Origin of the sequence: Clostridium sp. BJN0001 (assembly GCF_022869825.1) — a bacterium.
Taxonomy (GTDB): domain Bacteria; phylum Bacillota; class Clostridia; order Clostridiales; family Clostridiaceae; genus Clostridium.
Genome location: NZ_CP094971.1, coordinates 2,584,046 through 2,599,481, shown reverse-complemented (window position 1 = coordinate 2,599,481; position 15,436 = coordinate 2,584,046). Strand labels below are relative to the sequence as shown.

Genomic DNA, 15,436 nt, shown 5'->3' with positions numbered 1-15,436 from the left:
TGGAAGAAGGAAAAATACATGATAATTAAAAAAATAGCATTGACTTTAATTTTTGTTTTAGGAATAACAAATTTTTGTTCAATAGGAACATATGCAGATGATAGATATGTGTGGCAAAATAATAATGGCAAATGGTATTATTATGAAGATCAAAATGTTTTAAAAGGCTGGCAAATATATAACAATGACTGGTATTATTTAGGCGCTACTGGTGAAATGCAGACAGGTTGGATTCAAGATGCAGGAAAGTGGTATTATCTTTATTCTGATGGTTCAATGGCTCATGATACATTTATTGGTGATTTCGAAGTGGGTTCTGATGGAGCTTGGATTGAAAAAGAGAAGAAGTATACCTTTAATGAAGGAGTAAATAAATTCTGCATTGATTCATCTTCACAGCTTTTAACTGGCAGCAATAAAGATAATAACTACACTTATTCACCTGTAAGTTTATTTATGGCACTTGCAGTATTAAGTGAAGGTGCAGATAATGATACAAAAGTGGACATGATGAAAGGTTTAAATATAAGTGAACCTGATAAACTAAGCACAGATTTTATGAACCTTTATAAAAAAGAAATTTTTAAAAATGATACTGGAATGTGCAAAATAGCTGATTCTGTGTGGATAGATAATAATAATAAAGAAGTTTCTTTTAATAAAGATATATTAAAAAAAGTTCAGAACAATTATAATGCTGGAATATTTGAAAGAGATCTTCAAGACAGTGAAACTTCAAAGGAGATAGCCTCTTATTTGAATGAGCAGACTGATGATAAGTTAAATTTAGAAAGTTCTCAGTTTAAAGCATTAGATAATGAGGTTATGGACATATTTAATACAGTATATTTCAAAGATTCATGGCTTAAAGCATTTGATGAAAATGATACTGCAGAAGATTATTTTACTTTAGAAAATGGAAATAAAGTATCTACTGATTTTATGAATAAGACATATTCTACTTCAATTAATAAAGGAAACAATTATGTATCATGCTCAATTCCATTTAGAAATGGACAGAAAATGATGTTTATTCTTCCAAATGAAGATATAAATTGTGACTATATGTTAAATAATAAAGAGGAATTAAATGAAGCTTTATCTTCTCTTGATTCTGATACTTCACAGAGAGTAGAACTTTCATTATCACTTCCTAAATTTGATTTTTCATCTTCATATACTTTAAATGATATGTTAAAGAAAATTGGATTTGAAAATATTTATAATACTAGTGCTGCAGACTTTTCTAAATACAGTAAAGATGGAGAACTTTATGTTTCAAATGTAAAACAGCAGAGCAGGGTATCAATAGATGAATATGGTGCAGAAGCTGCCGCATATACTGAAATATCTATGGTTTCTAGTGCAGCTCCTGATTTTAATAAAGAGTATTACGATATGAAACTTAACAGACCATTTATATTTGCAATAACAAATAATGATAATACACCACTATTTTTAGGAGTGGTAAATAATCCTAATGCAAAGTAACTTGACAAATAGAAGTACTGATGATATTTTTTAAGTATAAAGTTATATGACTGACGGAAGTGGATTTACCACATGGAGTATAACAAATTTTAGCCGACCGTCTGGGCAGAGAAAAGCCCAGATGGCCGGCTTTTCTATTGTTAAAAGGAGTGTGTAAAGTAAAATGAAAGAATTACAGTTAAAATATGGATGCAATCCAAATCAAAAACCAGCAAGAGTTTATATGGAAAAAGGTGAACTTCCTATTGAAATATTAAATGGAAGACCTGGATATATTAATTTATTAGATGCTTTTAACAGTTTTCAACTTGTAAAAGAGCTTAAAGAAGCAACAAATCTTAAAGCAGCAGCATCATTTAAACATGTAAGTCCTGCAGGAGCAGCTGTTGCAGTTCCACTTAATGATAAGCTTAAAAAAATGTATATGGCTCAAGGAAAAGAGATTTCTGAAATGGCTACTGCTTATATAAGAGCAAGAGGTGCAGATAGAATGTCATCATATGGAGATTTTGCAGCATTATCTGATGAATGTGATAAAGATACAGCAGAATTTTTACTTCATGAGGTTTCAGATGGAATAATAGCACCTTCATATTCAGATGAAGCTCTTGAAATTTTAAAGAGAAAGCGCAAGGGAAATTATCTCGTAATTAAAATTGATAAAGATTATACACCTAGAGAAATAGAAAGGAAACAGGTTTTTGGAGTGACTTTTGAGCAGCATAGAAATAATGTTAAATTATCAGAAGAAATTCTTAAAGATAATATTCCAACTAAAAATAAGAATATACCTGAAGATGCAAGAAGAGACTTATTAATTTCTTTAATAACTTTAAAATATACACAATCAAATTCTGTATGTTACGTTAAAGATGGTCAGGCAATAGGAATAGGGGCAGGACAGCAGTCAAGAATACACTGCACAAGACTTGCAGGAAATAAAGCAGACATATGGTTCTTAAGACAAAGCGATAAGGTGTTAAATCTTCCATTTAAAGAAGGACTTAAAAGACCAGATAGAGATAATGCTATAGATGTATATGTATCAGATGATTATATGGATCTTTTAAAAGATGGAGAGTGGCAGAGAGTATTCACAGAAAAACCAGAAGTATTTACAAAAGAGGAGAAAAAAGAATATCTTGAAAGTATAAGTGGAGTTTCACTTGGTTCAGATGCATTTTTCCCATTTGGAGATAATATAGAGCGTGCTTCAAAAAGTGGTGTTTCTTATATTGCACAGCCTGGGGGATCTATAAGAGATGATAATGTAATTGAAACATGTGATAAGTATAATATGGCTATGGCATTTACAGGAATACGTTTATTCCACCATTAAAAACTTTTTTGCTATAACGTACTCTTTTGTATTATATTATATATGAAAATATATAATTAGGAGCTTTTTAATATGAAATTTTATTTTGCACCCCTTGAAGGGATTACAGGATATATATATAGAAATGCATTTGAGTCAGTTTTTGGAGAGATAGATAAGTATTTTACTCCTTTTGTTGTAGCAAATAAAAGCAGAAAATTTAAGACAAGAGAGCTTAAAGATGTACAGCCTGAAAACAATAGAAATATAAATGTAATACCTCAGATATTAACAAATAATGCAGAGTATTTTATAAATACTGAAGAAAAACTAAAAGAACTTGGATATGATGAGATAAATTTAAATCTTGGATGTCCATCTGGAACTGTTGTATCTAAATTTAAAGGTTCAGGTTTCCTTAAAAAAAGAGAGGAACTTGATAGATTTTTTGATGAAGTATTTTCAAAGACAAAAGTAAAAATATCAGTCAAAACACGTATAGGCATTGATAAGCCTGATGAGTTTTATGAACTTATTAAGATATATAATAAATATCCTTTAGAGGAGCTTATAATACATCCCAGAACGCAGCAGGATTTTTATAGAAACGAAATTCATATGGATATATTTGAATATGCACTTAAAGAAAGTAAAAATCCAGTTTGTTATAATGGAGACATTTTTAATATTAATAACTATAATAATCTTATAAAAAGATGTCCATCTTTAGAAAGGATTATGCTTGGACGTGGACTTATATGTAATCCTGGACTTATTTTGGAAATTAGAGATGGACTTGGAGCAGATAATGATAAATTAAGGTTATTTCATAAGACAGTCTATAGTGGATATAAAGAAGTTCTATATGGCGATAAGAATGTTTTATTTAAGATGAAAGAATTTTGGTCATATATGATACAGTTATTTTATGATAATGAGAAGTATAAAAAGAAAATAAGAAAATGTATGAACATTAATGAATATGAAACAATAGTAAATTGTATATTTAATGATCTTAAAATAGAGAGTATAGATAAGAGAGGATTTTCAGCTCAGAAACTTAAATTATAAATATGATAAAGGCGGCTTTGAGCCGCCTTTATCATATAAAAGAATTATATATTAAACTTATTCATTTCAGTAGTAAGAGAATCTGAAAATTCTTGAAGTTTATTTACTTCAGATGATAGATTGTTTATATCTATCATCTGTTTTTTAGTTATACTATTTATTTCTTGAGTTGCTGCAGTTGTTTCTTCTGATCCAGAAGATGTATTTTGTATAATATCTAAAATAGCATTTTTATTTTCAAGCATTGTTTTGTTTGAATCAACAATTTCTGTGATTGTTTTTGATAAGAAAGCTATTTCAGATGTTAATTGTTTAAAAATATTTTCGGTTTTTTGAACTGCCTCGGTATTTTCATTTACAATATTAATATTTTCTTCTACAGAGGATACTGCACTATCTGATTTTGTTTGTATTGTTTTAATCTTTTCTTTAATTTCGTTAGTAAATTTAGAAGTCTCTTCTGCAAGCTTTTTTACTTCTTCTGCAACAACAGTAAATCCCTTTCCACTTTCACCTGCACGTGCTGCTTCAATAGATGCGTTTAAAGCAAGAAGATTAGTCTGCTCTGCAATTTCATCAATTGTTTCAATTATGCTTCCTATTTCTTTTGAATTTTTATCAACATCAGTAACTATTAGTTTTATATTATTAGATACATTTTCATTTTTTTCAGAACATGCTGATAAATTTTGTACAACTGTACTTCCAAGTTTGCTTAAGTTAGCAGTATTACTTATTTTATCAAATGTTACTTCTGTCTTATTTGAAATATTATCTACTTGCGAGCTTAAAGTATCAATCTGGTTAACTTCGTTTTGAATATCTTCTGATTGATTTTCAGAACTTTTAGCTATGTCTGAAATAGCATTTGAAATATTATTTAAAGAATTTATTGAATTATCAACAGTTGTTCCTAAATTAGTTGAAAAACTGTTTATTTCATCAGAAGTGCTTTTAATTGTTGAAATCATACATTTAAGTTTTTCTCTCATATTTATAAGAGACTTTGATATAATACCAATTTCATTATTTTTATTTACATATTTATTTAATAAAGAATTATTATTGAAATTCAGTTCACTAGTTTCATTTATTAATTGGGTTATATGTTTTAAAGGATTTAAAGTTCTCTTTAATAATAAAAGAATAATAATAGCAACTAAAGTTGTAGCAATAATAGCAATTATTATTTGAAGAATAACAAAACTTGATATTACAGAGTTTATTCCACTTATAGGTATACCAATATCGAGTGAGCCAAACTGACTGCCATCTACCATTATTGGAACCACAATATCATATGACCATACTTTTTGAACGTCCGCGTAAAATTTGATTGATGATGTTTTAGCATTTTTAACGACGTCTTGCGTATAATCATCATCGTAGACTTTACCGATTTTTTGTGAATCACTATGTGCTATTGCCTCACAGTTTTTATCTATGATGACGGCGTAACAAATATTATCTGATGAAGCTTTCTTTTCAACAAGGTTTTGAAGTTCTTCAATATCTTCACCTTTATTTTCGATAATATATTCTATTAGGCTTTTAACTTCATCAGCTGTATTTATTGATTTGGATAGTAATACGGAAGTCATATTTTTTTTGATATTTAATATGTTTAATAAAGTTGTGAGAGAAAAGATTAAAATAATTAATACAATAATTATTTTTGTTAAATTTGTAATTAAAGAATTATTTTTTTTCATAAGTACTATTCTCCTTTTTTTAATAAAATATATTAATCCAACACCATAATTATATAGTAAATAATAAACTCTTATCAACAATATATGAAATATATAACAAAAAAGTCTAATTAGATCATTATATGGATAAAAAGTGCGATAATATAAAGATAGGAATAAATTAATGAGAAGGAATAAAAAAGATGAAAATAATAAATTTAATAGATAATGAAAAACAAGTATTAGAATGTGCAAAACTTATAATGAAGTATTTTAAAGATTTTACTGACCTTGAATATACTAAGCAGTTTGTAAGAGGATGTATAAATCCTTCAAAAATCAGTATGATAGCAGTTGATAATAAAAATAATGTGCTTGGATTTATATGTGGGATTGAGCAGTACAACGCACATATATGGGAGATTCAGCCTATAGCTGTAAAGGAAGACTTTCATAAAAAAGGAATTGGTACAGAACTTATAAAAAAATTTGAACAGGAAGTAATACATAGAAAAGGAACAACAATTATTTTAACTACAGCAGATGCTAATAATGAAACTTCTATAGGAGGAGTGGATTTATATGAAGATACATTTAAGAAAGTTGAATCAATTAAAAATTTAAAAAATAATCCATATGAATTTTATCAGAAAAATGGATTTAAAATAGTTGGTGTTATGCCTGATGCAAATGGATATGGCAAGCCTGATATTATTATGGCAAAAAGAGAAAGCAGATAATTATTTTAATATTTACTATAAATGTTAAATATAGTTGATAGCTGAAAAAATAATAGTATAATATAGATAGAGAGATTAATTATATATAATTTTTTGAAAAAATAATTTTATTTTTCTAGATATGTGATGAATACTGACTTTAGAGGCAGTTATAGGTATGTAAAGCTATATAAAAAAGCGTCAATTATGCTGTTTTATTTATCAAAAACATGAATTTTAAGCTAGTCTCAAAATTGGTGTGAGCAGTTAGAAACAGCGGGATGTATTAAATTTTGCTATTGAAGAGTGATATCCATTAAAACAAGGATTAAAACATTGTTCTTGTTGTACTATCAACTGTTCTTGTTGCATTGAAGAGTGATATCCATTAAAACAAGGATTAAAACTTGTAGAAATAGTTCCTGTATGTACTTCTCCATCATTGAAGAGTGATATCCATTAAAACAAGGATTAAAACAGTACCCTTATACTTATTCGGTGGCTTTACATTCATTGAAGAGTGATATCCATTAAAACAAGGATTAAAACATAATACAAATAATTCTAGATCAGATATGGTTCAAATTGAAGAGTGATATCCATTAAAACAAGGATTAAAACATTATGATAGAGGACAAAAATTTGCAGTAGATGCAATTGAAGAGTGATATCCATTAAAACAAGGATTAAAACTATAGGAAAGGATTGGACTTCACTTGTAAATCTTATATATTGAAGAGTGATATCCATTAAAACAAGGATTAAAACTATTTACGCATAAAGGAGCAAAAGTATTCCTATAAATTGAAGAGTGATATCCATTAAAACAAGGATTAAAACTCAACAATAATCCGAGAAAGTCCCATGGAATGACCATTGAAGAGTGATATCCATTAAAACAAGGATTAAAACTGGGGACAATATAAGAGCAAATGGTATATTGCTAAGATTGAAGAGTGATATCCATTAAAACAAGGATTAAAACATTCAGACGGATCTTTTAAAGAGTAGATGATTTTTAATTGAAGAGTGATATCCATTAAAACAAGGATTAAAACTTCCCTAGTTGCTTATCTATATTATCTATATCAGATTGAAGAGTGATATCCATTAAAACAAGGATTAAAACCAGAAAGTAAACTTATTGAACCAAACGAAATTAGTCAAATTGAAGAGTGATATCCATTAAAACAAGGATTAAAACCTAAGGCTAAGCTAGAATCAATTTCTATTGGTGTAATTGAAGAGTGATATCCATTAAAACAAGGATTAAAACTTATAGGAACAGAAGATATAGGAAATACAGATTCTATTGAAGAGTGATATCCATTAAAACAAGGATTAAAACTTTGTAGATTTAGTTTCTAAGAAGAAAAGGACAAGATTGAAGAGTGATATCCATTAAAACAAGGATTAAAACACTAGAACTATATCTCTTCCACTTTCTATATATAAATTGAAGAGTGATATCCATTAAAACAAGGATTAAAACATATTATTTCTCTTATTATTTGCTTGAGTAATATATTGAAGAGTGATATCCATTAAAACAAGGATTAAAACTAGAATATGGTTTTCCATCACTATCAATAGCAATATTGAAGAGTGATATCCATTAAAACAAGGATTAAAACTCCCTCCTTATATATTTTCCTTCTGGCATACCATATTATAGAATAGCATTTTATATGATGTTAAAAAATTTAAATATCTTCAAAATAAATAAAGAGCAAGCATTATTTGCATGACTAAATTTTAGTCAAAGTATTTAATGCTTGCCTTTTTTAGTATATTATTATTTTATATTATTCTTAGAAAGGAAAAAAGCAGAGCAACACCACCGACCAAAGTTTTGTTGCTCTGCTAACCATAAATTCTATGATAACTAATATTTATGATACAAAAATCATATCTAATTTAGATTCAAAAATCAAGTCATTAACGTAAAAATCCTATGATAAATTTATTAAAGACATAGATTTTCACAAACTTACTTGTTCCTGCGGAAGGTCCGGGCAGCCAATGTCGTCAACTTAAGAGAAAATGATAATTTAATAAAAAAAACACTTGACAATAGTGGAAAATTTTGCAGCCTCGCTATAGAGAAATAAATTTATAGCGAGGTTTTACATTATGAAAAATACTAGATTATTATCTTTAATTTTAAAAGAAACAAACGATTTAATTACTTCAAGTGAGTACAAAGAAGCATACAGCTTAGGTAACTCATTCTCAAGGAATAGAAAACTATCCTTTTCAAATACGGTTCATTTTATTTGCTCCGCATTGCGAAAATCCATCTCTTCTGAAATTGATAATTTTATTGAAGATCATAAATGTTTAAAATTTCCGTCAATAACAAAACAAGCATTTTCTAAGGCAAGACAAAATATATCACCAGAAGCCTTTAATGAATTATGCAGACTTTTTGTTGATAAATTTTATAGTATAAATAAAAATTTAAACACTTGGAATGGTTTTAATATTCTAGCTGTAGATGGAACTAGTCTACAAGTGCCAGATACAAAAGAATGTGGTGAATATTTTGGATTAAGCAGTAATCAAAATAAGACAAGAACTGCTATTGCGACGGCGTCAGCCTTATATGATGTATTAAATGACATTATTGTAGATTCTAGAATTACTAAATATAAGACAAGTGAAAGACATATTGCAAAACAACATATAGAGTCAATAGGAGATAAATTCTGTCCTCGAAAAAGCATTGTTATTTTTGATAGAGGCTATCCTTCATATGATATGTTTGATTATTTAAATTCCAAGGAATTACTATTTTTAATGCGAGTATCAACATCTTTTAAACTTGCACAATCAATAGATTCCCCTGACTTTATTTTAAAATATAAAGTTAAAGGTGAAATAAAAAAAATAAGAGTAGTAAAAGTTAAGCTGTCAGATGAGGTGACAGAAACTTTAGTGACTAACATCTATGATGATACTATTACGCCTTTAAAATTCAAAGAACTCTATTTCTTAAGATGGGGCGTTGAATCTAAATATAAAGAATTAAAATGCAGTCTTAAAATCGAAGAATTTTCAGGTACTAAGCCAATTGCCATAAAGCAAGATTTTTACGTTTCTATTTATTTATCGATGATTGCAGCTCTTATAAAAAAAGATGCCGATGCTGCGATATCAAATGATAATAAGGATAAAGATTTAAATTCAATATATCAATCAAATAGGAATTTTATTTTGGGACAGGTATTCAAACGAATTATAGCTTTATTAGTTAAATCTAGATTAAGAAATAAGCTGTTAGAATTAATACTTGAAAAAGCTATAAAAATACGCTCACAAATACGTTGCAACCGATCTTGTGAGCGCAAAAACAAACATCCAAGAAAAAAGCACCATCATAATATTAAATCCTGTTTTTAATATTAAATATAAATAAATACATATTTAAAATTCACTTTATCCAGTGGATTTATTTAGTGTACCATTTTTTAAGATAAATTAAAATAGACATCAAAAATGATTTCTTTCAATTTATTTTTGCATAGCTTAATCTACTAAGTTGACGACATTGTCCGGGCAGCTTGTAAAGCATGGTTATTACAAGAGAACTGTTAAAAACAGTGATGGCAAGATATCTATAACAATTCTTAGAGCAAAGTGTACATGTTGCAATAAAACTCATGCTATATTTCCAGAGTGTATTGTACCTTATTCTCAAATTCTTTTATGTGATCATATTTCAATTATTAATGCTTATAATTCCAAAGCTTCTTTTGAACCCATTATGATAGCTAATGAATTTATCGATGAAAGCAATATTTTTTATATAATAAAACAATATCTAGAGCATTGGAAGGAACGTATTACTTCATTTAAAATTTCATTAGATTTAAGTATTTCAAAGCAATGTTTAAAAAACTTTAAAAGACAATTTATGCAAATTAAATGCATCAATAATATTTTATTTTCGTAAAACCACATAACTTAGTTTTACTGTTAATTTATGTAGATATAAGCTTATATTGTAATAAAACAAAGGAGGCTTTTTCAAAATATGGACGAAAAAACTAGAAAAGAAATAGCACTTTTCAGGTACGGAATCTTGGCTCCTCTGATAAGTGGTACTTATGATGAAAATAAAAGTGTTAAACAATTTTTCCGAGATGCCGCAGGCAAAGTATATCAGACTCCAGATGGTGAAGATACTAAGGTAGCTGCTGCTACTCTTGAACGTTGGTATTACAATTACAAGAATAAGGGCTTTGAGGCACTCATACCTGTAAAACGATGCGACACTGGAAGAACACGTAAATTAGATTCTGATATTACAGAACAGATTAAATATTTAAAACAAGAATATCCAAGAATCCCAGCAACACTTATCTATCAAAAGCTTATTAACAATGGAACTATTGTTAAAGGAGATATTTCACTTTCAACAATTAATAGGTATGTTAATGTTCTTAAGCTTGAGAATAAATATTCTAAAAATAAAGATATGAAAAGATATGAGCGTGCTCATATAAATGAAGTATGGTGTGGTGACAGCAGCGTTGGACCTTATTTGAAGGTAGATGGTAAAAAGAAACGCGTTTACATAATAGCACTTATTGATGATGCTTCAAGATACATAACAGGAATAGATGTATTTTTTAATGATAATTTTGTAAATCTTATGTCTGTTTTAAAATCTGCTGTTACACGATTCGGGAAACCTAAAATCTTAAACTTTGATAATGGTGCTTCATATAAGAACAAGCAAATGGAACTTTTAGCAGCTAGAATAGGTACAACTATTAGTTATTGTGCACCCTATACCCCACAATCAAAAGCTAAAATTGAAAGGTGGTTTCGCACATTAAAAGATCAATGGATGTCCCAGCTTAATATGAATGATTTTAATAATTTAGATGAACTTAGGATAAGCCTTATTTCATATGTTAATAGCTATAATCAGCATATACATTCTTCTCTAGATGGACTATCTCCACAGGACAGGTTTTTCAAGGAATCTCACATGATTAAAAGGCTTACAGATGAACAAATTGAAACTTCCTTTTTACTTGAATATGAAAGAAGAGTATCAGCCGATAACGTAGTTATGATAGATGAAACAGAATATGAAGTTGATTATAGATACTCAAAACAAAGAATAACCCTAAGATATTCACCTGATTTAAGCAAAATTTATGTAGTTGATAAAAACACTTCTGAACTTACAGAAATAAAGCTTTTAAATAAGCATGATAATTCTGTTATAAAAAGGGAAAAAATAAAACTTACTGGAGGTCAAGAATAATGGATTATATAAGTAGATATGGAATGGATTTTAATCCGTTTATAAAAAATTCTAAGGAAATAGTAGTAGAAACTTCTGACTATAAAGAAGTTATTTGTAGACTTAATTATTTACTTAATAATAAAGGTTTCGGAATCCTGACCGGAGGTCCAGGGCGAGGTAAAACTACAATAATAAGAAACTGGTCTAATAGCCTTAATTCATCACTTTATAAAGTTATTTATAGTTCCCTTTCTACACTTACTGTTGCAGAATTTTATAAAAATATGGCTGCCCAGCTTGGACTAGAGCCAATGTGCAGAAAAATTGATAATTTCAAAATTATCCAAAATGAAATAACTAGATATTCAGTTGAAAAACGTATAACTCCTGTAATAATTATTGATGAAGCTAATTATGTAAGTAATGGAATACTTAATGATTTAAAAATGCTTTTTAATTTTGACATGGATTCAAGAGATCGTGCAATAGTACTTCTTGTGGGGCTTCCTCAGTTAAATAATACCATGAGGCTAGTTGCTAATGAGCCTTTAAGACAACGTATAACAATGAATTATAATTTAGATAATCTCACAAAATCAGAAACTAAAGACTATATATTAGCAAAGCTTACTGGTGCTAAATGTAATACTGATATTTTTGATGATACCGCTCTTGAAGCAATTGCTAACGCTTCGAACGGAGTTCCTAGAATTGTTAATAAAATCTGTGATTCTAGCCTTATGATAGGCAATACAAAAAATATGAATACAATTGATAGTGACATAATAATGCTTGCTGTTAATGAAACTGAACTTGGATAAAAGTAAAATCTGCAAATATCAATAAGGTATTTGTGGATTTTTTTGTAATATTCAGAATATTTATCATCATAAACCGTAACGAAGTAGCCTCATTTTCATTGAAGATTTTGAAGAATATATTCATTTTTAGCATCAAATAAAGTTATGATATTAGCATCAAATAATTTGACGTTCAATACCATATTGAAGAGTGATATCCATTAAAACAAGGATTAAAACAAAATGTCAGTTTTGATTGTTGCAATCCATCATAAGATTGAAGAGTGATATCCATTAAAACAAGGATTAAAACTCTAAAATTTCTTGAGGATATAAATAAGAATTATCATTATTGAAGAGTGATATCCATTAAAACAAGGATTAAAACTATTTGTTATTTTCTTGCTAATAGATATTTGTAGGATTGAAGAGTGATATCCATTAAAACAAGGATTAAAACTTAAAAATCTAATAAAATCACGTTTTTAGGTAATTATTGAAGAGTGATATCCATTAAAACAAGGATTAAAACTGGAACAAGGAACTGGTAAAACACGTACCGCATTAGATTGAAGAGTGATATCCATTAAAACAAGGATTAAAACTCGTTAAGCCCAGCTGTAGCAACAACAGGATATAAATTGAAGAGTGATATCCATTAAAACAAGGATTAAAACTATATAGCAAATATATAGACAGAGATCCAAACCCAAGATTGAAGAGTGATATCCATTAAAACAAGGATTAAAACTTGCAGACCACTTGAGTAATTTTAGCTCCAAACGAATATTGAAGAGCAATATCCATTAAAACAGATAATTTTTATAACTATATAATTATGAAGAAGATAAATAAGTACAAAACCCAAACTTAGACAAAATAAGTTTGGGTTTTGTTATATAAAAAGATAAACATTATTTATTTAATATGAAAGAGGCTTTCTGCATAAAATTTCTTCTATTTGTAGAACATATTAATGTATATATTTTACTATTATAAATAGGAGAAAATAAGTTTATGAGTGATAAAAATGATATGTTAATAAAAAATAGATTTGGATTTGCATTTTCAGAATTAAAAGATGATAGCACAGAGAAAACATCATCTGAAAAAGAAATGAAAATTGCAGTATATGGGAGAGTTAATAAACCTGGAATCATTAAATTTATTCCTAATATGACACTTAGTCAGATAATAGATTCTGTAGGTGGAATTTCAGATAAAAATGAGTTTAAGGCTGCTCAGATAAATATGCCTATTGGAAAACTTATATTAAAAAATGATATTAATAAAGAAATTAAAGCTGACTTATTTAATAAAAGTGAAGAAAAATCAATAATAATACTATCTAAGCAGGATTGTATAGTTCAATATGCATTATATTATATAGAATATTTAATTGAGAAAATAAATGAAGGACTTTATAAAAAATATGAAGAGGTAAAAGATGATATTATAAGAATTTATAACATTTTAGATAGAATCAGCAAGGGCGCAGCTAATATGAGAGATTTATATTGTTTGAGGATATTATCAAATAGTATAAAAGAAAAAATGAATGAAGAGTATAGTGTAATTGAAGATATATTAGAAAATTTTTATAGTGAAATGGAGGAACATATAAAGGAAAAGAAATGTTATACATATCAGTGTAATAATCTTGTAAAGATCACTATAACACAAAAATGTATTGGCTGTGGAAGCTGCAAAAGAGTATGCCCAGTAGATTGCATAGATGGAGAAATTAAGAAAAAGCATAATATAGATCATACAAGATGTACTTATTGTGGTGCGTGTATATCTGCTTGCCCTGTTGATGCAATAACATCTGGTAGCAATACACTTAAGTTTTTAAGAGATTTGTCTTTGAAAGATAATGTGGTAGTTACACAGATGGCACCTGCAATAAGAGTTACGATTGGTGAAGCATTCGGCTTTAAACCTGGAGATAATGTTGAAGGAAAAGTATGTGCTGCACTTAAAAAGCTTGGAGTAAATTATGTTTTTGATACTACGTATGGAGCAGATTTAACAATAATGGAAGAGTCTGCAGAATTAGTAGAAAGATTTAAAAAATATATTTCTGGTGATAAAAACGTAAAACTTCCAATACTTACTTCGTGCTGTCCAGCATGGATTAATTTTATAGAAGAAAATTATAGAGATATGATGGATGTCCCATCTACAGCAAAATCACCAATGGAAATGGTTGCTACTGTAATAAAAGAAATATGGGCAAGAGAAAATAAGATTTCAAGAGATAAGCTTGTTTCAGTAGCTATTATGCCATGTGTAGCTAAAAAATATGAAGCTTCAAGAGAACAATTTTCAATGGATTTAAATTATGATGTTGATTATGTTGTTACTACAAGAGAGCTTATAAAATTATTTAAAGATTTTAATATAGATTTAAAAAATATAGAGCCTGAAAAAATAGATAAAGTTATTGGTGAATATTCAGGAGCGGGTATAATATTTGGAAGAACAGGTGGAGTTATTGAAGCTGCAGTAAGAACAGCTTATCAAAATATTACGGGTAAAAAGATTGATGTAATAAAATTTGAACCTCTTCGTGGATGGGATAATTTTAGAGTATGCAATTTAGATATTGAAGGAGTTAAATTAAAGATAGGAATTGTATATGGACTTAAAGAGGCTAAAAAACTTTTAGATAAAATAAGATCAGGAGAAGAGTTCTTTCATGCAATTGAAATAATGGCGTGTCAATATGGATGTGTTGGCGGTGGCGGACAGCCTAAAGTTATAAAAAATAAGGAAAATGTTTTAAAATCAAGAGCTGAAGGCTTAAATAATATAGATGAAAATATGCAGATACGTCGTTCAAATGAAAATTCGCAAGTTCGCATTATTTATAAAAAATACCTTGAATGTCCTTTAAGTAAAAAAGCACGGGAGCTTTTTCATACAAATTATTTTTCTAGATGATTAAAGATACTGGTTAAAAGCCAGTATTTTTTTTATTCTTTAGGAAATTATATTGTAGTTAAATGTGAGGATAACTTTGTAACATTAAAAACGTGTATTAATAGAATCTTAATACCATAAGAAGAATAATAACACTA

At 28.2% G+C, this 15,436-nt stretch carries 10 protein-coding genes, 2 CRISPR repeat arrays and 1 riboswitch; of the genes, 9 read left to right on the top strand and 1 reads right to left on the bottom strand.

Annotation, left to right across the window (positions count from 1 at the left end; translation table 11 throughout):
• Nucleotides 1-18: 18 nt before the first annotated feature.
• The 3 genes from MTX53_RS12535 to MTX53_RS12525 all read left to right on the top strand — a co-directional run bounded on the left by MTX53_RS12535 (nt 19) and on the right by MTX53_RS12525 (nt 3,880).
• On the top strand, nt 19-1,491 hold the full coding sequence (locus MTX53_RS12535; protein ID WP_244834081.1) for a serpin family protein: 1,473 nt from the start codon (nt 19-21) through the stop codon (nt 1,489-1,491).
• 36 nt (nt 1,492-1,527) lie between these two features.
• Nucleotides 1,528-1,605: riboswitch (ZMP/ZTP riboswitch) on the top strand.
• Between the two features lie 49 nt (nt 1,606-1,654).
• Complete coding sequence (locus MTX53_RS12530; protein ID WP_244834080.1) at nt 1,655-2,830, top strand: phosphoribosylaminoimidazolecarboxamide formyltransferase; 1,176 nt, start codon at nt 1,655-1,657, stop codon at nt 2,828-2,830.
• Between the two features lie 72 nt (nt 2,831-2,902).
• The gene (locus tag MTX53_RS12525; RefSeq protein ID WP_244834079.1) at nt 2,903-3,880 is read left to right on the top strand and encodes a tRNA-dihydrouridine synthase; all 978 of its coding nucleotides are present in this window, start codon (nt 2,903-2,905) and stop codon (nt 3,878-3,880) included.
• A gap of 44 nt (nt 3,881-3,924) precedes the next feature.
• Here the strand turns inward: MTX53_RS12525 and MTX53_RS12520 are convergent, their stop codons facing one another.
• Nucleotides 3,925-5,592, bottom strand: coding sequence for a methyl-accepting chemotaxis protein (locus tag MTX53_RS12520; protein WP_244834077.1), 1,668 nt, complete (start codon nt 5,590-5,592; stop codon nt 3,925-3,927).
• 182 nt (nt 5,593-5,774) lie between these two features.
• Between MTX53_RS12520 and MTX53_RS12515 the strand changes: the two genes are divergently transcribed.
• From MTX53_RS12515 to MTX53_RS12490, 6 genes are all read left to right on the top strand, one after another.
• Nucleotides 5,775-6,311 (top strand): GNAT family N-acetyltransferase, encoded by a 537-nt coding sequence (locus MTX53_RS12515; protein ID WP_244834075.1) that lies wholly within the window; start codon nt 5,775-5,777, stop codon nt 6,309-6,311.
• A 277-nt stretch (nt 6,312-6,588) separates the two neighbouring features.
• A CRISPR array of direct repeats spans nt 6,589-7,924; the repeat unit is 37 nt; unit sequence ATTGAAGAGTGATATCCATTAAAACAAGGATTAAAAC.
• Nucleotides 7,925-8,423: 499 nt separating this feature from the next.
• Complete coding sequence (locus tag MTX53_RS12510) at nt 8,424-9,692, top strand: IS4 family transposase (RefSeq protein ID WP_244833863.1); 1,269 nt, start codon at nt 8,424-8,426, stop codon at nt 9,690-9,692.
• Nucleotides 9,693-9,840: 148 nt separating this feature from the next.
• Nucleotides 9,841-10,245 carry a DUF6431 domain-containing protein gene (locus tag MTX53_RS12505; protein ID WP_244834074.1) on the top strand — a complete coding sequence of 135 codons (405 nt, stop codon included), beginning with the start codon at nt 9,841-9,843 and terminating at the stop codon, nt 10,243-10,245.
• Between the two features lie 81 nt (nt 10,246-10,326).
• The gene (locus tag MTX53_RS12500) at nt 10,327-11,571 is read left to right on the top strand and encodes a DDE-type integrase/transposase/recombinase (RefSeq protein WP_244833926.1); all 1,245 of its coding nucleotides are present in this window, start codon (nt 10,327-10,329) and stop codon (nt 11,569-11,571) included.
• The gene (locus MTX53_RS12495) at nt 11,571-12,374 is read left to right on the top strand and encodes an AAA family ATPase (RefSeq protein ID WP_244833337.1); all 804 of its coding nucleotides are present in this window, start codon (nt 11,571-11,573) and stop codon (nt 12,372-12,374) included. The genes MTX53_RS12500 and MTX53_RS12495 overlap by 1 nt, the downstream gene beginning before the upstream one ends.
• Nucleotides 12,375-12,556: 182 nt before the next feature.
• A CRISPR array of direct repeats spans nt 12,557-13,179; the repeat unit is 38 nt; unit sequence ATTGAAGAGTGATATCCATTAAAACAAGGATTAAAACT.
• A 191-nt stretch (nt 13,180-13,370) separates the two neighbouring features.
• On the top strand, nt 13,371-15,299 hold the full coding sequence (locus tag MTX53_RS12490) for a [FeFe] hydrogenase, group A (protein WP_244834073.1): 1,929 nt from the start codon (nt 13,371-13,373) through the stop codon (nt 15,297-15,299).
• Nucleotides 15,300-15,436: the final 137 nt, after the last annotated feature.